At 43.6% G+C, this 25071-nt stretch carries 19 protein-coding genes; 17 read left to right on the top strand and 2 right to left on the bottom strand.

What is annotated here, in order from left to right; genetic code table 11:
• Positions 1-154: 154 nt before the first annotated feature.
• Positions 155-1363, top strand: coding sequence for a YihY family inner membrane protein (locus NH399_RS02065; RefSeq protein ID WP_253036752.1), 1209 nt, complete (start codon positions 155-157; stop codon positions 1361-1363).
• On the opposite strand, the gene NH399_RS02060 is transcribed toward NH399_RS02065, so the two are convergent.
• Complete coding sequence (locus NH399_RS02060; RefSeq protein ID WP_253036751.1) at positions 1326-3074, bottom strand: hypothetical protein; 1749 nt, start codon at positions 3072-3074, stop codon at positions 1326-1328. The genes NH399_RS02065 and NH399_RS02060 overlap by 38 nt on opposite strands.
• A 160-nt stretch (positions 3075-3234) precedes the next feature.
• Between NH399_RS02060 and NH399_RS02055 the strand changes: the two genes are divergently transcribed.
• From NH399_RS02055 to NH399_RS01985, 15 genes are all read left to right on the top strand, one after another.
• On the top strand, positions 3235-3765 hold the full coding sequence (locus tag NH399_RS02055; protein ID WP_253036750.1) for a TlpA disulfide reductase family protein: 531 nt from the start codon (positions 3235-3237) through the stop codon (positions 3763-3765).
• A 291-nt stretch (positions 3766-4056) separates the two neighbouring features.
• Positions 4057-4656, top strand: a complete 600-nt coding sequence (locus NH399_RS02050; RefSeq protein WP_253036749.1) for an AraC family transcriptional regulator — start codon at positions 4057-4059, stop codon at positions 4654-4656.
• A 17-nt stretch (positions 4657-4673) separates the two neighbouring features.
• Entirely contained in the window at positions 4674-6602 is a 1929-nt protein-coding gene (locus NH399_RS02045) for a tetratricopeptide repeat protein (protein ID WP_253036748.1), read from the top strand.
• Complete coding sequence (locus tag NH399_RS02040) at positions 6595-9468, top strand: tetratricopeptide repeat protein (RefSeq protein WP_253036747.1); 2874 nt, start codon at positions 6595-6597, stop codon at positions 9466-9468. Before NH399_RS02045 ends, NH399_RS02040 begins: the two co-directional genes overlap by 8 nt.
• On the top strand, positions 9468-10151 hold the full coding sequence (locus NH399_RS02035; protein WP_253036746.1) for a tetratricopeptide repeat protein: 684 nt from the start codon (positions 9468-9470) through the stop codon (positions 10149-10151). The genes NH399_RS02040 and NH399_RS02035 overlap by 1 nt, the downstream gene beginning before the upstream one ends.
• Entirely contained in the window at positions 10148-10480 is a 333-nt protein-coding gene (locus NH399_RS02030; protein ID WP_253036745.1) for a hypothetical protein, read from the top strand. The genes NH399_RS02035 and NH399_RS02030 overlap by 4 nt, the downstream gene beginning before the upstream one ends.
• Positions 10481-10743: 263 nt before the next feature.
• A complete protein-coding gene (locus NH399_RS02025) occupies positions 10744-11532 on the top strand; it encodes a MotA/TolQ/ExbB proton channel family protein (RefSeq protein ID WP_371876053.1) in 789 nt (262 codons plus the stop codon).
• Positions 11533-11544: 12 nt separating this feature from the next.
• A complete protein-coding gene (locus NH399_RS02020; protein WP_253036744.1) occupies positions 11545-12099 on the top strand; it encodes a biopolymer transporter ExbD in 555 nt (184 codons plus the stop codon).
• Positions 12096-12614: a biopolymer transporter ExbD gene (locus NH399_RS02015; RefSeq protein ID WP_253036743.1), complete on the top strand. Its 519-nt coding sequence runs from the start codon at positions 12096-12098 to the stop codon at positions 12612-12614. The genes NH399_RS02020 and NH399_RS02015 overlap by 4 nt, the downstream gene beginning before the upstream one ends.
• Positions 12611-13561, top strand: a complete 951-nt coding sequence (locus NH399_RS02010; RefSeq protein WP_253036742.1) for a TonB family protein — start codon at positions 12611-12613, stop codon at positions 13559-13561. The genes NH399_RS02015 and NH399_RS02010 overlap by 4 nt, the downstream gene beginning before the upstream one ends.
• Positions 13562-13714: 153 nt before the next feature.
• Entirely contained in the window at positions 13715-14686 is a 972-nt protein-coding gene (locus NH399_RS02005) for an FAD:protein FMN transferase (protein ID WP_253036741.1), read from the top strand.
• A 26-nt stretch (positions 14687-14712) separates the two neighbouring features.
• Positions 14713-15099, top strand: a complete 387-nt coding sequence (locus tag NH399_RS02000) for a hypothetical protein (protein ID WP_253036740.1) — start codon at positions 14713-14715, stop codon at positions 15097-15099.
• A 244-nt stretch (positions 15100-15343) separates the two neighbouring features.
• Entirely contained in the window at positions 15344-16636 is a 1293-nt protein-coding gene (locus NH399_RS01995) for a hypothetical protein (RefSeq protein WP_253036739.1), read from the top strand.
• A gap of 238 nt (positions 16637-16874) precedes the next feature.
• Positions 16875-18587 carry a gamma-glutamyltransferase gene (ggt, locus tag NH399_RS01990; RefSeq protein WP_253036738.1) on the top strand — a complete coding sequence of 571 codons (1713 nt, stop codon included), beginning with the start codon at positions 16875-16877 and terminating at the stop codon, positions 18585-18587.
• A gap of 342 nt (positions 18588-18929) precedes the next feature.
• Positions 18930-21833 (top strand): TonB-dependent receptor domain-containing protein, encoded by a 2904-nt coding sequence (locus NH399_RS01985; RefSeq protein WP_253036737.1) that lies wholly within the window; start codon positions 18930-18932, stop codon positions 21831-21833.
• A gap of 105 nt (positions 21834-21938) precedes the next feature.
• On the opposite strand, the gene NH399_RS01980 is transcribed toward NH399_RS01985, so the two are convergent.
• Positions 21939-22475, bottom strand: coding sequence for a hypothetical protein (locus tag NH399_RS01980; RefSeq protein ID WP_253036736.1), 537 nt, complete (start codon positions 22473-22475; stop codon positions 21939-21941).
• 422 nt (positions 22476-22897) lie between these two features.
• Here NH399_RS01980 and NH399_RS01975 point away from each other — a divergent pair, with 422 nt between their 5' ends.
• The gene (locus NH399_RS01975; protein ID WP_253036735.1) at positions 22898-24910 is read left to right on the top strand and encodes a trypsin-like serine protease; all 2013 of its coding nucleotides are present in this window, start codon (positions 22898-22900) and stop codon (positions 24908-24910) included.
• Positions 24911-25071 lie beyond the last annotated feature (161 nt).

Here is a 25071-nt window from a genome sequence, read left to right as displayed (position 1 = left end):
CGATGGCCAGGGATGTCTCCTATACTTAGATACTATAGTGAGCGTTTTTTAATCCTGACTTTTAGTAAGGCCGAGTGATATTTAAGCATGAGACACTCTGTATAAGTCACACAGTGTCTGTATTATTTGAGGCGTATTGTAGGCTGATTATCAGATGGAAGAAAAGCTTCGTTGGTTAAAACAATTTATCTTTTATGTATTTTCTCGTTTTGGGCAGGATCGGTGCTCGTCTATTGCAGCAGAATTAACCGTTACTAGCTTATTATCGCTAGTACCGTTACTGACCGTTATCTTTGCCTTGCTGGCGCTGTTTCCTCAGGTTCAACATTTATCGGCGGATGTTCAAAGTTGGATTTTCGAGAATTTTATTCCTGAGTCTAGCCAGGCCATTAGCAACTATCTGAACGAATACATTAATAACACCAAAGGGCTGACCTCGGTAGGGGCTGTGATGTTGGTGGTTACTTCCTTAATGTTAATGCGCACCATTGATAAATCTTTTAATCATATTTGGCAGGTAAGGCGCAAAAATTCACCCGTGCGAGTATTTTTGGTGTATTGGGCTGTGTTGACCATGGGGCCTTTATTGTTGGCGTTAAGCCTTGGGGTGAGCTCTTACTTCGCTTCTTTGCCTTTGATTTCTGATGTTGTGGCATCGGGTAACGGGCTTTTAAAGCGTGGTGTCCCCATGCTGATGTCATTTATTGCGTTCACTGTCATGTTTATCGCGGTTCCTAACCGAAGTGTGGCCTTCAGAAATGCTGCGATTGCGGCATTGTGCACTGCCATTTTATTTGAGACGGCTAAGTGGGGCTTTGGAGTTTTCGTTCGTCAATTCTCAACCTATCAGCTGATCTTCGGAGCCATTGCTTCGATTCCTCTGTTCTTGATATGGGTTTTGCTGTCCTGGATGCTGTTGTTGTTTGGCGCTGAAATTTGCCATGCTCTGGATGTTTTTCAACCAGAAGAGAAGAAGCGTGGCAGCCATCCATTTATTGTCGCCGCCCGTGTCATCAAGTTGCTCGCTGGCTATCAAAAGCAGCGCGAGGTAGTCGCACTTGCCGAGATTCAATCGCAGCTTTCAGAAGTAAAAAGAGATGTGCTGTTTGACGTATTAGAGCTGCTGCACGAGCGTCAGTTGTTAACTCGTTTAGAAATGGGGGGCTATTGTTTAACGGGGGATTCAGAAGACTACACGCTCGCCGATCTGTTAAAAGCTGGCTTGCAAGATATTCCCAGTGAAAAGGTGATTGAAGAATTAGCCAACATCGACGAAGCGTTGGCTAATCAGATTAAGGCAGGGCGCAGTGCCTTGTTAGAGAAGCTTAATGATCCCCTGGTAAACGCACATCACTCAGATTAGATGGGTTAGGTTCTTTTGATAATTCTTCATCGAATTTAGGTTGTGAAGTCCATGGAATCGCGCCCATGATTTCTTCTTCGCCTTCTTGTTCGGTTGGTTCTTTTACCTCAACAATATCGTAGGTCTGGTAATAGAACTGCTCGATGCAGGGCGTCACCATAATACGATTACGTGGGCGAATGTTCTCTTCTTTATTGTCATACTTCATGACAAACGCACGATCATCCTGATAACTGCCTCGCGAAGCGATCAAGCTGGGGGCTGCGTTATCTCCGTCTTCCTGTCGATGTTTTAAGATAAGAGCGGCCTGGCCTTTGGATTTAACGGACTTAGAAGCCTGATTAAACAAGCGCACAGGGTTCAGATAACCGGTAATAAACTCGAGGCCAGCTCGAGTACCTGAGTTTTCATCACCAAATAGCCAACGGCAGATGGCGACTCGCCAGTGGTAAGATGGTTTTTTATCAATGTACTCTCGAATGATCACAAGGTCACCAACCTTTAACAGGTGCGCAATATTCTTGTGCGTCGTCAGGCCAATACCGCCATCACTGACATTCGATGCTTCCCACGCCAGAGGAACATTATGTTCGCCTTGCAACAACTCTTCTATTTGAGAACCATCCCAGTGGGTTGACTCAATATCTTGCTGATGTTTGACGAGCAGAGAATAAATGGGCTGTAGTCCCCAAATAGCGTCGAGTTTGGTCAGGATAGGATAACGGCGACCCTTACGCTCTGCTTTCTGGCTCCAATGCTCGAGCATGTGTTCTAGCAGGCTGCGAGCAGAGGGGACGCTGGTACCTTTGTGAAAACCCATGGGAGGGTGTTGATTGGCATTCAAAGAATCGAGATGGTAGTTGATCTGCAAAACCAGATCATGGGTGAGCATAAAACGAATAAACTCGTCATTAATATCACCTTCGAATTCGGAGCTGTAGTCTGGCTTAAGTTGACTGTTGAGTTGCACAATAAAACAGCGGTTGGGCTGATGGTCATCACCGTCGTCAGAAAACTCAGCCATTTTGACCCAGTCACGAAGATAACGGAACATTTGCCAATGTTCGCCTTGCGACAAATGATAAGGATTACTCACCGACATCAAGCAAATACGGGCATAAGTTTGCTCGATAGTGGGCAAACAATGGTATTTCATTACATCATCAAAAATGGTGAAGTCTTCGATGCGCTTTTCTTGCGAGTAATAATAAAGACTGTTGCATTCGCGCCACAGATAAACCGGAATCGGTGTATAGGACTCATAATGCTCGATCAGCAAAATGCCTAAATAGTGCAGTGCAAGATTTATAGAACGTATAAGCGCTTTATTTTTGCCCCACAAACGCCGCCGTTTTAACTCACCATTCACCAGAATTTTGTGAGCAAATGCCATCTCGCGAGTGAGCTGATGAAGGTTGTCGTGTTCTTTCCGACGTGCCTCATCATTCACAATGTGAGACGCGTTGGGGCGGTACGAATCGTGGATTTGCTTATAGGTTTGATCAAATAGCTCTACCAGCTCCTGGCGTAAGCCCAGGCCGATAGACGAGCGATTAAGGCTAGCTATCGCTCTTTTAATTTCCTGGACGGCTCTGCCCATGTCTCCAAAGGGCAGGGAGGCTAACCAGTTTTTCAATTCCCCGTGATCCGTCTCAACCAGCAGGTGTTGGCCCTGTTGCTGAGTGGGAAATGTTAACCTCAATGACTCCATTCAATCGCTCTCCTTTTATACGCTTGGTAATAATGTGACATTATTTTACCGGAAAACTCCATAAGTAACTATCTGACACAGCTAAGAAAATGTTAAATTGTGTCAGTTGTTAAAAGTATGCCAGTTTTTTGGCATCTAAATCAAATTGAGATATATGAACTTGCGTCAGTATAAAATAAACCCAAAAGTGTCTGTTATTTATACACCTTTATATCAGTTTAGCTCATGGCTTCGCATTTGTTGTACTTCTGCAGTGATTTTTATTTTGGCTGGTTGCACTAGCGAGCCACAGTTTGAGCTATTAGATGGCAGCAAAAAGCATCTGGATGATTACAAAGGGCGATGGTTATTGGTTAACTTTTGGGCCGAGTGGTGTGCTCCCTGCCTGGAAGAAGTGCCAGAGCTAAATTCATTATATGAAAATAAAGACAGCTTAGGTGTTGATTTAATTGCTTTTAGTTATGACAAAGTCTCTTCTGATCAACTCAAAGCGGCGCAAAAGAAGTGGGACATCCAATATCCCATGGCTTCCACTGAGCCAATGCCGATGGTTCCTTTTAAGCGGCCTGACAAATTACCTGCTATGTTATTTGTTGCACCTAACGGTGAAATTCACGGTCCTGTGTACGGTAAACAAACAGAGCAGACAGTTGAGGCGGCCATCAGCAAGTTTAGTCAGTTGGATCAATAGCTTAATTAGCAAAATATGACCAAATAACTAAAAAATTTGTGGTTTTGTGCGCAATTACAAGTTTTATGGTTGAGATTTTCATCATAATGAGGTGTTAACTTCTAATTAACTGGTTAGCTTTTCACCTATTTGTCTGATTTACCATCAATATTGCGAAAGATGGTTCTGATTTAAAGCAGTTCGTTCGGATAAACAAACCTGAGCAATGTTATAAGCTGTTTTAATATCAATTGACTAGGTTGATGAGTTATCTATTTCGATTCACTAAAATGAGAAAAGTAGGTAGGTAGCATGAAGGCGCTTCAAATTAATATGAAGTGGGTACTGAATTTCTGTTATGCCGCAACGGCATTCATGTCGGCAAATGCATTAGCACTCCAGCCCGCCGATGGCGAAAACACTGACCAGGAAGAAGCGGTCGAACAGGTAGAAGAGGTTATTGATGACACCTCTGTTGCCGAATCATTAGAAGACCTAAAAAAGAAAGTATTGTCGGTGAATCGAGAGCTGTTCATCCTGGAAGAGGATTTATTGTTTCCTGCTTCTACTCAAACGGCCTTTTTTGTATCTCTTGATGTTGGCTATTTCTTCAAGTTGGATAGTGTAAAGCTCAAGGTAGATGGTGAAGTGGTTACTCAGTACTTATACACTGACCGAGAGTTAGATGCGTTACGCCGTGGTGCGGTTCAGCGTTTGCATCTAGAAAATGTAACCACCGGAGAGCATGATGTTGTTGTCTTAATGATTGGTTATGGTCCAGAAAATCGTGAGTATAAAATTGCTGTAGAAGGTAAGTTCGAAAAAGATACCGAGGCAAAATTACTCGAGATTCAAATTCGTGATGACAGCAATAAGCAACAGCCGAAACTGGTCATTAAAGAGTGGAATTAAGACGAACTGGGGTCGGTGTGAAGCAGTTATCAAGTATTCGTAAAATTGCCTGTGCTGCGGGCTTATCTTTGCTGACATGGGGAACCAGTGTTTCTTATGCCGAAGAAGCAGCACAACAGCAAAAAATTATTGATCTTAATGCCGTGCCTGCTCGTGCTATTAAAGAGCTGGCGTATGGCGAAGTGCTCTATGATTATTATCAAGAAAACTATTTTGCTGCATTAACGCGCCTCAACGTCGCCGAAAAACGTGGCGAAATCATTGAGCATCAACAAGAAGTGCAGTTGCTGCGTGGCGTAATGTATTTAAGTTATGGCATGTTGCACGAAGCAGACCGCATCTTCAGCGAGTTATTGTCTTCCGAAACCCGGGATCAGCAATTAGCCAAAGTTCGTTTTTATTTGGCCAAAACCCATTATCTTAATGGCAACGTTGATTTATCGAAGCAACACCTCGAAAAAGCCCTCGATTTTTTGCCCGCTAATTTCCTTGACGAAAGCTACTTAATTCAGGCTCAACTGGCTTATGAACAAGGTGATGTAACTGCGGCGACAGCCTACCTTAAACAAATTTCTCCGAATGCAGAACAAGGACTTTTCGCGAAGTTTAATTTGGCTATTTTCTTATTGCAAAGTGGTCAGTTAGATACAGCTCTGGATTTGTTTGATGAGTTATACCCCAGCCCAGAATCATCGGATGTCCAACGCAGTTTGTTTGATAGAGCTAACTTAGCGATTGGTTATCACTATCTGGCCAATAATGATGACGAAACAGCTCGTGAGTATTTACTCAAAGTACGTTTAGACGGACCCTCCAGCCATCGCGCTATGTTGGCTTTAGGTTGGGCTTATTCTAAAGCTGGCTTGCACACTAAAGCCATTGCTTACTGGCGTGAACTCTTGACTCGTGATGCGAGAAATCCTGCTGTTCAAGAAGCGTTACTGGCTTTAGCTTTTTCGTACTTTAATAACGGTGCCAAACGAGAAGCTCTTGAAACCTTTGTTCAGTCAGCGGCAGTTTATGGTGAGCAAATTAATCTGATCGATAGCGCACAAAAAGATCTGGACAATAATTTGTTCCGAGAGTGGATCGACAGTCGTGGCGTGTTTGGCGAAAAAGTTTTTTCTCGTTGGGTTGTGGGTGATGTGCCTGTTACGACAAACGCTATTGAGTACTACCTGCAAGAAGTCACAGCAACCAACGAATTTAATCAGTATTTTCATCGTTATCAAGAGATGTATCACTTACAACAAGTGTTAGCGCGTTGGTTACGACAAATTCCGATTTACCGAGAAATGCTGTCTAATCACGAAAAACGTTATAACCGCTTAAAACCTCAAGTAGATGAGCGCTTAAAAAATTTCGTGAATGCGGGCTTAAAAGAACAGTTAAGCAAGTTACAGCGTCGCGTAGAGCAAGGGTTGGCCGAAGATGATTTGTGGCTATTAGCGACGACTGATGAATTAGAAGTGTATCAAGATCTCATGCGCGTCAAAGACACCCTCGATTCTATTCCTGCTTCAGAGTTTGATATGGAAGAGCAATACGATCAGTGGCGTCGAATATTTGGTGCCAGTTTGTGGAAAATTGCCGAAGAATATGGGCCTCGTCGTTATCTGCTTGAGTCAAATTTAAAGCAGGCCCAACAAGCTGCAGAAGAGTTTGATCTTCAGGCTGCCAGTGTGGGTCAGGCTGACAAAGTAGCCGGAACACGGTTCTTACATTATGACGATCGCATCAATGAACTAGAGCAAGAAGTTAATACGCTCAATGCAGAGATCGAGATCGTACTTGAGCGCAGTCGACAAGCCATGAAACAGGTACTCGTTGATAAGTTAACCAAGCGTCGTAAAGAGCTAGACTTTTTACTCGCTCAAGCAGAATTATCCATCGCCAAAATTCAGGATGAAGCAATCAATCGAATTTTGGAGTCGACAGATGAGTGATAAAAAGGGTCTGAAGTTAATGAACCCCCTACGCAGTATTTTTGTGGCAGGCAGCATCTTGGGGCTCTCGGCCTGCGCCTGGTTACCCTTTAGTGAAAATACCGGAATTGGACGTATACCTCTTGAAGATATAGAGCCAACGGTTCGCTTCATTGAGAAGAAAGAAGAGCCTATTCCACAGTCAGACATTGACGAAGTCAGCACCGAACAGGTGGTGGAATCTTATGAGCGTTTAATGCAATCGCCGCATCCTGAAGTGCAGCGACAAGCCATGCGCCGTCTTGCTGATTTGAATATGCGTTTGGCCGGATACAAAGCCTATGCACTGGATTCTGGACAAGAGTTAGAAAGCCTTTCGCCTGCCATTCGAAACGCCAGTTATGCAAAAGCGGCAGAACTGTATCAACAAACGATCGACCAGTTTCCACGTCAAGAAGATGATTCCGCCATTCGTTATCAGCTGTCTCGTGCGCTGTCTCTGGATGGTAAACAAGAGCAATCGCTGGAGCAGCTAGACAGTTTAGTTGCCGTTCACACAGCCTCACCTGAGGTAGTGGAAGTCGAATTCCGTCGTGGTGAAGCTTATTTCTTGCGCAAAGATTATCGACGTGCTGCTGATGCGTATAAAGCAGTATTAGATCAAGGCACAGGCTCTCAGTATTATGACAAAGCCTTGTATAAACACGGTTGGTCTTTGTTTAAGTTACGAGACTACGACTTAGCCATTCTTGATTTCTTTCCATTGTTAGAGCGTTTGTTAAGCGAGCAGCAACTTAACTCAGAAGTAAAAGCCGTATTAACAGACTTGATTGATGATACCTACCGAGCAATTTCTCTTTCTTTTTATCATCAAGCGGGTGCAGAAACCGTAGAAGAATATTTCAAAACGGTGGGGCCGAAACCTTACGAATATATGGTGTATGAACGGCTGGCTCAGCTGTATCTGGAACAAGAGCGTTTTCAAGATGCTGCAGATACCTACCTTGCCTTTGTTAGTGGCAACGAGTTCCATGAACAGGCTCCTTATTTTCAGTTGAAGGTCGTACAAACTTATATCGATGGTGGTTTCCCATCACTGGTATTGCCTGCGAAGGAAGAGTTCCTGAAAAAATACGGTGTTAAAAGTCGTTTCTGGCGTCAGGCAACAGAGATTGCACGTAAAGATTTGCGACCACATGTGCGTTTAAATTTGGACGAAATTGCTAGTCATTATCATGCCAATGCGCAAGAAAGCAAAAAGCCAGCGGACTATTTGACGGCAGCAGAGTGGTATAGTCACTTTTTATTGCTGCTTAATGATGAAAAAGATGTTGCGCCTTTCCACTTCTTAATGGCAGAAGCTTTATTTGATGCCAAAGACTATCAAAGGGCCATTGTTGAATTTGAGCAAATTGCTTACACCTACAAGCAGTACGAAAAACGAGAGCAAGCAGCCTACAATATTCTCGTCGCCTATCAGACGTTGATTGATAACGAGAAGCAAGATGAAGCCAAAAAAGCCTTAAAATCTAAGTCCATCGAATACACGCTTAAATATGCCGATGTATTTCCTAACTCCAAGCGTGCTCCTGAGTTAGTGTTAAGAGCGGCAGAAGAGTTGATTGTATTTGAGCGTATTCCAGAAGCCATTGCAGCCGCCGAAAAGTTGCTCGCATTACCCGGACAAAAAACTCAGAAACAAGCGGATCGTGCCAAGATTATCATTGCTAATGGCCTGTTGGATCTTAAGCAATACGCAAAAGCAGAAAGCGCCATCACACGAGTGCTTAACGAAACTCAGCTGACGCAAAAGCAGCGCGATGAATTCCGCGAGCAACGTGCTCAAAGTATTTACAAGCAAGCAGAGGCGCTAAAAGAAGAAGGTAAGTTAGAATTTGCGATGACCGAATTCCAACGTCTGTCTGCGTTAGAGCCTAATTCTTCTGTACGAGTCAATGCTGACTACGACGCGGCAACCATTATGCTTCAGTTAGAAAAGTGGGATGACGCACGTACAGCATTAGAATCTTTCCGCAAGCAATTTGGCAAACATGAGTTAGCCAAAGGATTAAGCGAAAAACTGGCATTAGTTTACGAAAAGCAGGAGCTTTGGGGGCTGGCCGCTGGGGAATACAAATCCATTGGCGCTACGACCAAAGATCCTGAAAAAGCCCGAGAAATCAGTTGGTATGTCGCGGAGCTTTACAAAAAAGCCGATCAAACCACCGAAGCCATTGCTGCTTATAAGAAGTATGTGTGGACTTATCCTGAGCCTTATGTGCAAGCAACAGAAGGGCGCGCAAAACTGGTTGAGCTGTATAAGCAAGCCGGTGACAGCGAGAAGCGTGACTTCTGGCATGCCAAAATCATAAGCGAGTATAAGAAAGCGAAAGATAAAAACAATGCCCGTACCAGCTATCTGGCCGCAAACTCATCTTTTGAGTTAGCTGAGCCCTTATTTGAAAGCTTCCAAAACATCAAGCTTAAATTGCCACTGGCTAAATCTTTACGCAAGAAAAAGTCAGCGATGGATAAAGCGATCAAAGCTTATGGAGATATCGGCAAGTTCAAAGTGGCCGAGTTTACGACAGCCAGTACCCATCGTGTAGCTCAACTGTATCACGTGTTGGCTAAAGATATTCTTAACTCTGAGCGCCCCAAGGGGATGAACGAAGAGGAAGAAGAAGAGTATGGTTATTTGATTGAAGATCAGGCATTCCCGTTAGAAGAAAAGGCGATAGAAATCTATCAGTCTAACTCTAATCGGGTCTTGCAAAATGTTTATGACGAATGGGTTAAACTGTCTTTTGCTGCCCTGGCTGACTTGCAACCAGCTCGTTATAACAAGCAAGAAGTGATTAAGCCTTGGTATGGAGTGTCTTTATAATGACGAGTCCTTTACGTTTAGCTGCTCTATTTACTCTGTCGATTATTTTGGCGGGTTGTGCCACCAAATCGACAGAGCCAGAGGCAGAAACTATTCCTCCAGAGGCGGAAACAACCACGCCCACCGATGGCACTGTTGCACCGCCGCCCGTGGATGTAGCAAAGCTGTATCCTTTGACACCTGAGCCGGTATTGCCAGAGCCTTTAGTTAATGAATTAAAGAAAGCACAAGCACTGGCAGAGCAAAAAGAGTATGCACAAGCAAACACTTTGCTGGAGTCTTTACGCACTCAATATGCGCAGTACCCGCACATTGATTTAAATCTGGCTTTAATGGAAGTTCAGCAAAAGAACTACGAACAAGCTCGAACCCATGTCGAAAAAGCAGTGACTGTAGATAGTCAATATGCTCCGAGTTTGAATCTGGCAGGATTTATCTATCGTCACCTTGGCTTATTTGCCGAAGCCAAACAGGTTTATGAGCAAGCCATTGCGGCTAATCCGGGATTTAAAAGCAGTTATCTGAATCTAGGTGTGCTGGCTGATCTTTACCTGCAAGATGGCCCTTTGGCTCTTAATTCCTTCGAAACCTTCCAGTTGATCAATGGCGCTGAAGATGCGCAGGTAAAAAACTGGATTGTTGAGTTAAAACGTCGATTACCACAAGCGGAGGCTGCACAATGAAAAAACAGTTCGCCATAACCATTGCAACTATTTTCCTCATTCCTGTGAGCTTGCATGCAGCTGAGTCAGAGTCAAAAAAACAGGAGCCTGCTGCGACAACGCAAGTGGTCGAATCACAGTTGGGTTTGACGATTCGAGGTGTGAACGAGTTACCTAATGTTCTTTATATCGTGCCGTGGAAACCGGGCCCCGAAAACAACGTATCACCGATTCAAGGACGCGTTGTAGAAGAGATTTATGGGCCGGTAGAAGCTAATGTATTTAAGCGTAAAGTTAAACTGTATCGCTCGTTAAATAAGCGATTGAATAATAGTGAAAATTCCAAGTAGAGAATATCAGTGATTGCGTTCTCACTTTGAGAGTTTTAACATGAACACAGCGTAGAGTTTCCTTTATATTTCGGTGATTACTCGGCTTATTACCATTTCACAGGATAGCCAAAGGTAAAGTGTTTATTTTGGGTATAACGCATTGCAGCGGAATATCCAACAAGTAATTTTTTGCACTAAACTGATGACAGTATGAGTCGTCATTGTGTTGTATACAGGTTAATTCATTCATTTCAATTTAAGTAATAAATCGGAGAGTTAGTATGTTGGGGTCGGCACTCTTTGCTATGACAGCAAGCGCTAGTAACGTAGCACCGGTGGAAGAACCTGGTGTTGTTATGACGATTGTGAAATTTTTCCAGTTAGGTGGGCCGTTCATGTACCCCATCCTGTTTGTTTTAGCTCTAGGTATTGCAATCGCTATTGAGCGTTTCATTTACCTGCAAATGGTTAAAACTAAAAACCAGATGGTTTGGAAAAAATTACTTCCTATCTTAAACAAAGGCGAGTTTCGCCAAGCGTTAGATATTTCTTCTAAATCAAGTGCTGCTCTCGGTCGAGTACTGGCTTATGGTTTATCCAAAGTGGGTCAGGGGCGTCGCCATGACGATTTAGAAATGGCAATGGAAGAGGGCTTGATGGAAATCATGCCGCGTTTGGAAAAACGTACGCAATACTTGGCTACTTTCGCTAACATTGCGACGCTGCTAGGTCTGCTTGGTACTATTCTGGGTTTGATCGACGCCTTTACCGCGGTTGCTGATGTTGACCCTGCAGAAAAAGCGAACCTGCTTTCAAAAAGTATCTCGGTTGCGATGAATACAACGGCATTTGGTTTGATCGCGGCAATCCCATTATTGCTGGCCTTTACCTTCCTGCAAACTAAAACGACAGAAATCGTTGATAGTCTAGAAATGGCATCGGTTAAGTTTGTTAATGTGATTCGTTCTGCGACTGCAAGCAATGAGGCGTCTGCTCCTAAACAACGCCCCTCAGCAGGCCAAGCACAACCAACTGGCAGAACGGCTGCTCGTCCTAACCCTAAAGCATAACAAGGTCTCTCTATGTGGCAGCGTCGATCAAAGAGACATCGCGAGGTTAATACCGAACTCAACATTACAGCCTTCATGAATTTGATGGTTGTGTTGGTACCTTTTCTGTTGATTTCGGCGGTTTTCTCTCAGGTGTCCATATTGAACTTAAACTTGCCGGGAACCAGTGCGCCAGCGCAAACACCAGAAGAACCTCCAAAAGCTCTGGAGGTGATCGTTCGAGCGAACCAATTAGAGGTTGCTGAACGTTCAAGTGGTGGCTTTACGACTATTGTTAATGACGAGGCAACAGGTGACTATGATTTTGTCGCGCTAAATCAAGCGTTGCAAAAACTCAAAGCACATCCTGATTTTGCTCAGATGACCAACATCACTATCTTGCTAGAAGAAGATATTCCTTATGATGTGTTGGTACAGACAATGGACGCAACCCGTTTAGTTGAGAAAGAAGAAACACTCGACAACGGAAAAACCGAAGTGGTTTTTGGCGAGTTATTTCCAGACATTTCTATTGGTAGCGCACCTCCGGATTACAGTAAACAACAGGGAGCGAAGAATAAACCATGAAGCTCTCTGTAAAAGCAAAACGAATGGAGCGCCATCATAAGCGCTACGGTAAAGGTGGTTTGAACCTGGTTTCCTTAATGGACATTTTTACTATTCTGGTATTTTTCCTGCTAGTAAATTCGTCAAATGTTGAGCAGTTACCCAGTTCTAAAGCGATTACCTTACCGGAATCCAAAGCAGAACGATTACCAGAAGAAACTCTGTTGATTTTGATCAACAACGATGACTTGATTGTACAGGGGCGAAAAATTGCTTCGGCAGAACAAATCATCAATAGCGAAGACAATGTTATCCCTGCGTTAAAAGCGGAGCTTGAATTACAGCTACAAAATCGTTTGGGGTTAACTCAAGACTTAGAGGATACTGGTGAAGTCACTATTATGGGAGACAAAGAGATCCCGTATAAACTTCTTAAGCGTATTCTTTATACCTTGAGTGCGTCTAACTATAAGAATATCTCTCTGGCAGTATCGAAAGCAGCAAAAGACAAACCAGAGGGGGCCAGCACACCATGAGCCGATTCCCTCGCGTTTTGATTGAACCCATGTTGCCATGGGAAAAAATCAGTGAAGAGAGCAATCGCTTTCGTAACATTCTGATTGTTGTTTTAGTACTGACGATTGTTTTCGGTATTCTTGTTCCTCTGATCGAAGTTCCAGAACCTCCGCGTAAAAAACCGGAGATTCCTGAGCGTTTGGTGCAGTTGGTATTGGAGCAGAAAGAAGAGCCTCCACCCCCACCACCGCCAGAGCCGGAACAACCTGAAGAAGAACCCGAGCCTGAAGAAGAAAAACCGGAAGAAAAGCCTGAAGAAAAACCAGAGCCAGAACCGGAGCCCGAGCCTGATCCAGTCGAAACACCTGAACCTTCTGCAAAAGAAGTGGCAGCCGAGAAAGCCGCCGTGTTTGATGTTTTTGCTGAGTTACGTGACAACGACACTGTTACGGAGCTGCAAGACTCAACTAATCTGACACAAACAGGTTCTGACGAAGTTGAAACTCAGCGCGATCTATTGGGTGACTCTGCGCTGGCCAGCAGTGGTGGTGTTAAGATCGGCAAAACCAGTAGTAGTCGTGGTGGTGGTGGCGCTCTTAAAGGATCGGGAACCACATCGGTAACCAGTAAGATCAAAGGGGTTAAACGCACCGCTTCAACATCGAAAACGGGTAAAGCAGGCAAACGGACCAGTGAGAATATTCAGCAGGCCTTTGATGCTTCTTATGGTCGTATCGATACACACTATCGTCGAGCGCTACGTAAGAATCCATCGCTTCAAGGTCGTGTTGTGTTTAAACTGCGCATCGAGCCATCGGGTAAGGTGAGTCAGGCGAGCATTGTATCCAGTGAGCTTAATGACCCTAAACTCGAAAAACGTTTATTGTCAGTTATTCGTAAGATTAACTTTGGCAAACTAAACGTTGCTGTCTGGGAAGGTACTTATCCGGTCGTGTTCACACCTTAAGATAATGAAGGGGCGTTGATCTTTCGTTGAGTGTCTTTGCGCGTTAGAATGTCGTTTATGTAGAAGTATTACACATCGCTCATTCTGCCTTGTTGAACGCAAATTGCGTTTTGGCAAAGAATACTGACGAGAGATTAACAGGCCCTGATATTGATGAAATATTCAACTCGAATAGCAAGTATCATTCTGATGCTTGCTTCTTTTTCTGCCGCTGCTCAGTGGCACTCCAAACGTTTTGAAGTCATGGGCACAGAAGCCAATGTTGAACTTTGGCACAAAGATGCTCGTAAAGCACAAACGTTAATCACGGCTGTGATGGATGAAATGGAGCGCATTAATCAATTGATGAGTCCCTACATCGAAACCAGCGAGCTTTCTAGAATCAATCAACTTGCTGCAGAAAAACCTCAAAAGATTTCTGAAGAGATGTTTTTGTTGCTGACTCAGTCAGCGGATTTTTCGAAAGAAAGTAATGGGGCATTTGATATCACTTATGCCAGTGTTGGCCACCTGTTTAATTATCGCGAGCAATCAGCACCAGAAGATAGCACGATCAAAGAGCATCAGCCGTTAATTGATTATAAGTCGGTGGTCTTAGAGGCCGAAAAATCGACAGTGTCTTTTACTAAACCTGGTGTAAAAATTGATTTAGGCGGTATTGCCAAAGGTCATGCGGTGGATCGTTGTATTGAGTTACTTGCTAAATCCGGTGTGGAACATGCTTTTGTCAATGCGGGTGGCGATAGTCGAGTTCTTGGAGATCGCAAAGGGCGTTTATGGACCGTTGGTATTCAACACCCTCGCAAAAAAGGTGAAGTGTTAACGCGTATTCCTGTTGAGAACGTTGCTATATCAACCTCGGGTGATTATGAGCGTTTCTTTATCCGTAATGGCGAACGCATTCATCATATCATTGATCCTAATACGGGTAAGTCGGCTAAAAAGAGCATCAGTGTTTCAATTATTGCTGACAATGCATTAACCTCCGACGCGTTGTCGACGACGGTGTTTGTATTAGGCCCCAAAAAAGGGTTGGAGCTTATCAACAAGCTCGATAAAGTCTCTGCCATCATTATTGATGAGAAAGGTCAGTATCACTACAGCAAGGATCTTCAGTCGCAATAAATCATCCAGACTACAAGGAAAATGAAGTGAAGATTATCTACCTGATGTTGTTAGCTCTTTCTGCAAATACCTGGGCTGAGAGCTTTCACTTTATCTATGACGGAAAAGTGTTTTGTAGCGAGAAAATTTATCCAAGCGCTGATATGCACAAGTGTGTTGATGATAATAAGGAAAATGTTTTTATTTTTAATAAGAAGATAAAAAGTAAAGATGGCCTTGCTCACAATCAGGGCTATTACGTTGGAGAGCACCTTTATTTATTCCTGGATTTTTCACAGAGCAGCCAAAGGCTATTTGATGCTGCCAGTACTAGCAAAATGCTAAAACCACTCATGGAAGAGGGCAAGACATTAGCCGAAGCGCTTGATAGCTTATTTCTAGGATCTAAGAAAGATATCGAACGAAATAAGTAGCCAAAAACTTACTCTAATCCCACTTATAAGTAGTGCAGTATCTAGATTTTCTAATAGAGTTACTTATCCAGTCTACTCCCATCAAGACAGGCTAACAGAACTTATCTCTTTTTTTATCCATACTTTCTCCATAATTCCCCCTTATTGTGCCACGACATTAGTAAATGAGAGCTTGCTTTTAGGTAGGGTGAGAAATCCTGATGAAGTTCTTACTTACTTAACTTATTGATATAAAGAGGTTTTTATGTTTCAAAGTTTTTTAGTTTTTCTTATGAGCCCAGGAGGTCTTGGGTTTGATTTAGCACAGAGTCTTGTTAATGACTTTATTGGCGAAGAAGTGACTAATATTTCTGAAGTCAATTTTAACGATACGCAGTTTATCCAATCTCTCGAAGAAGATGGGGCTACTGTTGTTTATGCAAACAAGGGGGCTTTCGCTTATACCTATCAGGTGCGAAGTGATTGGGGGGGCATGGTGGACTATGTTGCGGTTGTTGCCGATATGGATGGAGATGGACAGCCTGATGCTTGCCGGCGAGAAGATAGGTCAAGGGTATGGGATTGTGCTGAAAAAGGCTGGTTCGATTATAGTTGTAGCTCCATACAGAACTTGGCCGAAAGGTTTAATGTTGAAATTGAATGTAACGAACCTTTTGAGGTTAGTGTTTGGGATGACGCCAGACCGAAGATTGAAGATATGACTGGAATATCTGTTGGAGACTACGATAATGATGGGTTAAATGAAATTGCCTACACCCACTCTGGTGAGTTTCATGTTATTGATGATCTTATAGCATTGCGTCAACAGTCGAATGATGATGTTGATACTCTTCGGCTACAAGGAGTGTACAACTGGCATATCAATGATGACTCAAAGCTTCAACTATCTGTCGATTTTGGTGGCTGGAACTACGACTTAGGTTACAAAGATGGAGCATGCCTTTATTACAAAGGCAGCGGCCTATTCGATATCAAAAGTTGTGATGACGTCAAGTTTGTTTTTATTTCTCATGCTAATCAAAAGCTTCAAATGAGAGCTTTGGAATGGGGAGGTAACTGGAATCCTTGGGGGAAATCTGGTGGAGTTTGCTTTGCTTACAAAGGCGCTGGTACTTATGGGCTGATTGCATGTGATGATGACCCTGGTAGCTGGGTGTTTTTAGATAGCGGCAAGCTCAAGTACTATTCTAATCCTTGGGGAAAAAATGGTGGGGCATGCCTGAGTTTTTCTGAAGGAGCCTTTAGTTTCTTTGACTGTGGGATCGATAACCCTCATGCCGATAATCCAACTGTTGGAACGCCTCCTGTTCAACCGTTAAACTATGATAGTTTGAACGAATCAGAGAGGCTCGATGCTTACTTTGCTATGCTGATCATTGATACTCATATTAATGCCGGTACTGAGGTAACTTTGGCTCATTTTAATACAAATACAACATCTGGGCAGTTTGTACATAAATATGGATTATATTCTGTAATGCAGCTCTATCGTTCAGGGAAAATTGATATTTCAGGTGGACTTAACTGGAATATTTAATCATTTGAGACCGCACGTACTTTTGCAAGCTGACTCAATGTGCTTTCATGTTCTAAAAGGGGGAGCATGTTGAGTCAACTTGAGCGACAAAAGTATTAGAAAAAGATAACTTCAACATCATTTACCTCATTTTTCCTGCCTTTCATCGTAACTGTGATAAATTGACCCTGAAGCGTTTTTACACTGCTTCTGTCTATCGTTCTTCTTACTTAATAATAACAATAGAGAGGGTCTGTCGATGCGAATGTTTCTTGCCGTTTTATTTTCTATTTCTTTTATACCCGTTGACGCTGTCGATAGAGTGACAGGCAAAGCCTTTGCGACTCGCTCAGAAGTCATTGCGCAAAATGGCATGGTGGCGACCAGTCAACCGTTAGCGACTCAAATTGGTGTTGAGATTCTTAAGCAAGGGGGCAGCGCCATCGACGCAGCGATTGCGGCGAATGCTGCACTAGGACTTATGGAGCCGACGGGTTGTGGTATTGGTGGCGATTTATTTGCTTTAGTGTGGAGTGCAAAAGAACAAAAGCTTTATGGACTGAACGCGTCAGGTCGGTCGCCTGCGGGCTTGAGCTACAAGCAATTGCAAAAGGAACTGGATCAGTTAGGGCGAGAAGACTTGCCTCCTTATGGTATGTTGCCTATCAGTGTTCCTGGAACGGTTGATGGTTGGTTTGAGTTGCATAACAAGTTTGGCAAGTTGCCAATGAGCAACATTTTGAAACCTGCAATCGATTATGCTGAGCAAGGCTTCCCCGTTTCTGAGCTGATCGCTTACTACTGGAACCGTAGTGTCCCGCGATTATCACCACAGCCTGGCACCTTCAAAGAAACCTTTACGATCAACGGCAAGGCACCAGCAAAAGGGCAAATATTTCGTAATCCTGATCTCGCCAATACTTATCGTTTATTGGCAAAGCAAGGGCGAGATGCTTTCTATAAAGGAGAGATTGCGCAAAATATTGATCGTTTTATGAAGCAAGAAGGCGGTTATTTGCGTTATGCCGACTTGGCGAATCATACCTCAGAGTGGGTTGAGCCTTTATCTGTGGAATACAAAGGTTATCGACTCTGGGAGTTGCCTCCAAATGGCCAAGGAATTGCTGCGCTGCAAATGTTGCAGATCTTAAAACAATTTGATCTTAGTGCTATGCCATTTAATTCTACGCAGTCTATTCATACTATGGTTGAAGCCAAAAAGTTGGTGTTTGAAGACCGTGCCAAGTTTTATGCCGATCCAGATTTCAATAACATTTCAACTCAGCATTTACTCTCTGACTCTTATGCCAAACAGCGCGCGAAGTTAATCGGAAAACGTTCAGCATCACGGGTGGATGCGGGCAATCCTGCTTTGCTATCCGGCGATACCATTTATCTAACTACTGCAGATAAAGAAGGGAATATGGTATCGCTCATCCAGAGCAATTATCGAGGCATGGGCTCGGGGGTTGTGGTTCCCGGAACCGGATTTGGTCTGCAAGATCGTGGGCAATTATTTTCGATGGATAAGCAGCATGCCAATGTATACGAGCCTAAAAAAAGGCCATTTCATACAATTATTCCCGCTTTTGTGACACATAAAGGCAAACCTTTTATGAGTTATGGCGTAATGGGCGGTGCCATGCAGCCACAAGGACATGTGCAAGTGCTAATTAATATGATCGACTATGGTATGAATTTACAAGAAGCCGGAGATGCTACGCGATGGCAGCATTTAGGCTCAACAGAACCGACAGAAAGTCACAGTAAATATCTTACTGATGGCGGTTATATTGAGTTGGAATCCAGTGTGCCTTATCAAACGGTTCAGGAGTTGATGCTCAAGGGACATAAAGTTCGTTACGGTCATGGTGGCTACGGTGGTTATCAAGCCATTATGTGGGATGCAGAAAACAAAGTTTATTATGGTGCTTCTGAGTCTCGCAAGGATGGCAATGCTGCAGGTTTCTAATTATTTTTTTGCAAAAATCAAATAAGTGGTCTATGGGTAAATTGATTTATTTGATTCTATTTTTTATCTTTAAAGTTATGCTATTTGAGATAAAAATATGAAAAAACATCGACAGTGACTCAATCGATACGCTAAAGGTTTTTGCAAAAAATAAATTGTCACATTTAATTGGATTCTTTATCTCACAAAGAGAAGTTGGCGGTGCGGATAATTATTTTCAATAATCTTTGAATCAGGTATGGTTAGCTCAGTTGGTTTTATCGCGGTTAATGCAGGAGCGCGTTGTTGTTACCGTTAAAGCCATCGTAAATAAAAACAACTAAAAAAAGGGAGCTAATCCACATGAAAACATACCTGCCTTATTTCAAAGTAGGGTTGATTCCACTCGTTCTTTCTTCAGCACTCAGTATCTCTTACTCAAATTCTGCTATCGCAGAAGAAGCAAAAGAAGAAAGACTCGTTGTTACGGGGTCTAAAATTCGTCGGTCAGAAGTTGTAGGTAACTCACCCATTCAAATTCTATCTCGCGAAGATATCGAAAAAACGGGGCTAACCTCTGTTGCTGATATTTTGCAAAGAATGTCTTCTTCTGGCGCCGCTTTAAATACTCGCTTCAACAGTAGCGGTAACTTCGGTATGCCATCTGACGGTGGTGGTGTTGGTGCCGGTGCAGCCGAAGTTGATATGCGTCATCTAGGTTCAAAACGTGTTTTGATTTTGGTTGACGGCAAACGTTGGGTGAACGGTTCTTCAGCCAGTGGTGTATCGAGTGCGGTTGATGTTAATACGATTCCTCTGGCTATCGTTGATCGCATCGAAGTGCTAGAAGATGGTGCTTCAACCATTTATGGTTCGGATGCGATTGCAGGTGTTATAAATATTATCACCAGAACAGATATTGATAGCTGGCAGTTGAATGCTTCATACGGTGGCTTTGGTAACACTCCCGTTTCACTTGATGATGGATTTACTTCATCTTTTGACTTTTTTGCCGGTGCTCAAGGCGAACGTCACAATGTTGTGATGAGTATCAGCCATGTGAACCAAAATGTGGTTTATTCTCAAAATCGCTCGACGGCTGATTTACCATTGTTTGGTACAGGCAATACTCGTGGAAGTTCGGCAACACCTTTTGGTCGTTTCTTATTTACGGATGCTAACGGCAATACGGTGAACACGACACCTAACGGTCTTGGCGGTTCACTTAACTTCCCTGACGACTTCCATGATTTTACCAATGATGATCGTTTTAACTACGCAGCATTTAATTTATATGTAACGCCAAGTGAGAGAACCAATATTTTTTCTCGCATTCGATACGACATGAGTACCGATGTTACCTTTTATGCGATGACGCTGTATAACAATCGTAAGTCAAGAAACCAGGCTGCTCCAGAGCCTATCTTCATTGGTCCTGAGGCGGGCACCGGTGGTATCGCTGATACGGTCTCGATTGATATTACTAACCCTTATAACCCTTTTGGTTTGACACTTGACGAAAACAACTTTGTTTTTGCCGGACGTCGTCCGATCGAAGCTGGCCCACGTTCTTATCGACAGAATGTTGATACATCCTACATCGCGACTGGATTTGAAGGCAGCTTTGATAGCGGAGATAACGCTTATTATTGGGATGTTAATTTCGCCTGGGGTAAAAATCGCGGCTCGCAGATTAAGACAGGTGCATTAAATGCGGCGCGTATTAAATTAGCGCTTGGTCCGGTTGCCGACTGTAACGCCGATCCTTTGTGTGTTCCTTTGAACATCTTTGGTTATGGTTCTATTACACAAGACATGCTGGATTACATTTCGTTTACGCAAAAAGATTTCAGCGAAAACAACACGCAGATTTTCTCGGCTAATATTAATGGTGATTTGTTTGAATTGCCTGCGGGTTATGTTGGATTTGCGGCAGGTATGGAGCATCGCAAACGCAGTGGCTTTTTCCAGCCAGATGCTGTTGCGGCCAGTGGCGAGACCATGGGGATTCCTGCCAGCCCAACGGATGGTGGCTTTACTGTAGATGAGTACTTCCTCGAAACCAACATTCCGTTGTTGAGTGATGTGGCTGGAGCCGAAAAACTGGAACTTTCGTTAGCCGTTCGTAAGTCAGAATATGCATCAACGGCGGGTTCAAGATTTGAGAAGACTACATCCAAGTATGGCATCTTATGGAGACCTAATGAGCAGTTAACATTCCGTGCCAATGTTTCTGAAGGTTTCCGGGCGCCTTCTATTGGTGAACTGTTTGCAACGGGTGCTCGTAACGATACCAGTATCACCGATCCTTGTAATACAACCGATGCTAACGTTCGTACTCGTTGTGAGCAGATCTGGGGAACTATGGACTTCAGTGCTCTGGCTGCATTAGGTCAAACTCAGATTTCTGTATTGACCAGCGGTAACCACAACCTGCAACCTGAAGAGTCGGATTCTGTTAACTGGGGAGTTGTATACAGCCCAGACTGGTTTGATAACTCACAAACTATCTCTGCATTAACCTTTGAGTTTACTGCTTACGATATTGAGATGGAGGAAGCCATTCAACCTATTGATGCAGCGGATCAGCTTAATCGTTGTGTTGGTGGCAATAATGATGATTTCTGTGTCGGCATTGATCGTGCTAATGGCATCAGTATTACCAACTTTGATAACTCTCTACGCAACATCGGGGGTATTGAAACCGCTGGCACTGACTTCAAAGTGATGTTGTCGACTCAAGAATTAGAGTGGGGACGCTTAAACGTTACCTGGAAAAACACCTTTGTTGAGCACTACCGCACTGAAGTACTGGGTGTGAACAGCGGTGACATCGATGGTACTGAGTTTGGTAGCAACCCTGACCGTGCAGTCCCTGAGTGGAAATTTGATTTAGCATTAGATTGGACTCACGGTGACTGGAGCGCTAATACCACGGTTCGTTACTTGTCAAAAATCTATGAGAGATGTTCTGACTTCCTTGATGGAACACCGAATAGCTTGGCAAACCTTGGATTATGTTCGGACCCTGATTTGAACAACAATGCAAACTCAGTCAATGTAATGGACGAAACCTATTACGTTGATGTTCAGGTTGGCTATAGTTCAGAGTTGTTTGGCGCCAAAATTGATTATGCGATTGGTGCGCGCAATTTGTTTGAGCAAGATCCACCACTATGTACTCAGTGTGATTTGAACAGCTATCTACCAGGTCTTTATGATCCCCAGGGTCGTTACTGGTACTTGAAGTTCACCATGCGCCCATAAGGAAAGCGAATCAAAAGAGCGAGTCTTTTTTGATTTAAACTTGTCCTAATAAAAAGCCACTCAGTTTTCTGAGTGGCTTTTTTAATATTCGGTGACCAAGATTTGTTATTTAACTCGGCGCACCTTTATGCGACCGTTAATTCCTTCGATACCCATATAGAAAGCGCCAAAAGCCCCTTTTTCGATGGTGACATTAGGGTTGGTAACTTTGTGATACATGGATTTAGAACCAACGATTTTCCATTGTTGTCCGTTCTCCAACTTAATGAGCATTTTCTTTTTCCAGTTGGTAAAAGAACCTACTGCTACTGAGCTTATTGCGGTGGGAGCTGCACGGGCAATTTTATGCTCCATCCCAAAAATATCTTCATCATTAGCCGCTTGAACTTGTGGGCTGGGTTTCGATACCGGAGCAGGCGGATTAGCGGTTGCAGCGGGAGGCATTCGTCTAATAGGCGATTCTGCTGGAGTTACTGGCTTGGGAGGCGTTGCTTTTATCTGTGCCTTGGACTTAAAAATAGCGTCGTAACAAGCAAGTCGTTGCTTATCATCGTTAAGTTGGGTGCAAGCCATAGGATCAGAAGCCAATAGCGAGGATGTTGATAGCAAACCTATCATAGAAATTAGATACGAGCGTTTCATAATCGTTATTAGGGCCTTTAAATAGAAGAATGACAGTGTAAAAGCTTGGTTGTGAGCCTGTCTAGAGTCTCATCTGGCTTTTAATCGGTATTTGAGTTTTATTAGCCTCTTATAAGTTAGGCGGGGTGTCTCATAAACAAGTGAGATCCTTCGTTAGAGCCAGGATTAAACAAAAAGTTCGTGTTGGGTAACCTATAATGTGCAAATGGTAAGGAAGTGACTTATTAACAGCTTTAACGTGATGAAAAGTGGCTGATCAAATCATAGAATTTCTATATAGTGGAAGCTATCCGTTAAAAAATAGTGTGGACCAGTTAACAAATTGTCACTAAGCAGAAGTTAATTAAGGCATCCATAATCCAAGGTTATTTTGTGAGCATCCCGATAGGGTCTCCTTATTGAGTTATACGAACAAACAGAATATGAAGAAATCACTGCTAACAATATTGAGTGTGATCAGCATGGCTGCCGTTGGAGCGGATAGTGCCACTGATGCTCGTACTCAAGAATTGTGGCCGTGGATGACGCCTCTGGTTAAAACTTATCGAAGCCGAGTGGCTGCTGTCACGCTGGACAAGCAACGACTGACTGCTGCGCCACTAAATGGCAGCAAGGGTGGTGATGTTAAAGGCCTACTCGCTCATTGTGGATTTGCTGAGCAGATTTGTTCTGACAGCCTTGGCAAAATATGTTTGATTGAGCGGGGCAGTCAAGAGCCTCATCGCGCACTTACTTTTGCTCAAAAAATAAACCACTGTGAGCAAGGCGGTGGTATAGGCGCCATTATTTATAACGATAAACCCAAGTCGTTTTCTGGCACTTTGAATGGAGCGCAAACAGGCATACCTTCTGCTGTTGTTGGCGGACGTGAAGGTCAGCGTTTACTACAGCGTTTAGATAAAGAAGTAAGTTTGTCGGTTAGCCATCGAACCCAATGGGTTCAAGAGGCTTTCTGTGGCGGCTCTTTTATCGGAGATCGTTGGGTATTAACAGCCGCACATTGTGTTGAAGATCGTGAGCCAGAAGAGTTCAGTGTGAATCTCGGCGTGCAAGATTTAACCGATAACGCAGAGCAGGCACAAAAAGTTAAACAGATTTACCTTCATCCTGACTGGAATACCGAAACCCTCACTAACGACATTGCTTTGTTGGAGCTAGAGCGGCCTCTCGACAAAACCTCGCTAGAATTAGCGCCGCCCGAGTTGTTGCTTCAAGCGATTGATGAAAGACGAGAAGCAATGGCACTAGGTTGGGGAGCCAGCGAAAATGCCACTGAGTCGCAGGTTAATTCGAATCTACTGCAAGAAAAATCGATTCAACTCATGCCCAATGATCGTTGCAAAGATGATATGCGACAGGCATTGATGAGCCATGGTTATTCTAATGAGGCGGCACAACGTCACTTTGCATTGGATAACACAATGATGTGTGCGGGTGCCTTAAATGGTGGACAGAGCACTTGTCAGGGAGACAGCGGTGGCCCTCTGGTAATTCGAGAACAGGAACACTGGTATCAGGTTGGCATGGTGAGTTGGGGCTTTTCTTGCGAATTAGACAACGTCTATAGCGTGTTTAATCGGGTGCCTGACTACAGCCAGTGGATTGATGGGATACGTCATGGTGTGGCAATTAAACAACATCATAATTTTGGTTTATTACCTCAAGGGTTTCAGGCGACTTACGAATTCCGCGTGACTAACTATAGCGAAACCTCTCATCTGATAAATCGCCAGTGGCTTGGCAACGAGCGAGGTGAGTTTCAAATATTATCCGATTCTTGTAGCTCGAAGGAGCTGTTGGCTGGTGCAGAATGTCGGATTGTTGTTGGCTTGACGCCAGAACAGGGAGGAAAAGCCTCCACATATCTGCAAATTCTGGATGCTAACTTTGAGTTGCTCAATCAGGTAAACCTGGAAGCCACCGTTTTGGCCGCTAAACCAGATTTTGATACTACTTCAATATTGGAAGAATCTGGTATCCAATGGTATTCCGGCGGTGAACATGATTGGAGCGAATCCGCTGAGGGTATCCAAAGCCATCAGGTGGAGCCGGGAGATTCCAGCTACGCTCTGGCCGTAGTTGATGGTCCTGGTGTATTTCAGTTTGATTGGTCAGTTTCTGCGGCTGCTTGTAACTCTGTGCTCTGTGACGCTATGTCGGTGTCAGTGAACAATCAGTTACACAGCGTAATTGAAGGTGGCCTGGATGCAGAGTCAAAAACCATTACCCTCGGACAAGGTCAACATTACTTACTGTTCTCTTATCAAAAAAATACTCCTCTGAGCCTCGGTGAAGATCGCGCGACGATCCGCAAAGCGTCTTTTCCTGCTCAAGATACTGCCGCAAAACAATCGTCAGGTGGTGGTAGTATGGGGCTTGTTTCTTCAGTAGCATTACTAGTATTAGCTCTGATCAGACGACGCAAAGTCGTTTGAGGAAACCTTATTTTTAACCTGCTCTAGTTAATCCTTACTTTTACTGAATATCGCTTTTTATTTTTCAGTTTCTTCAAGCTATTAGTCATAACTAATCCTCTTCTTCTCTCTAGTGACATGTTATTTCAGTTGTATTGTGTGATTGAGTAGCTGCTAAAAAA

Source organism: Pleionea sp. CnH1-48 (assembly GCF_024124665.1).
Taxonomy (GTDB): domain Bacteria; phylum Pseudomonadota; class Gammaproteobacteria; order Enterobacterales; family Kangiellaceae; genus JAMXSB01.
The sequence above is the reverse complement of the archived record's forward strand: the minus strand, read 5'-3'. Positions and strand labels throughout refer to the sequence as shown.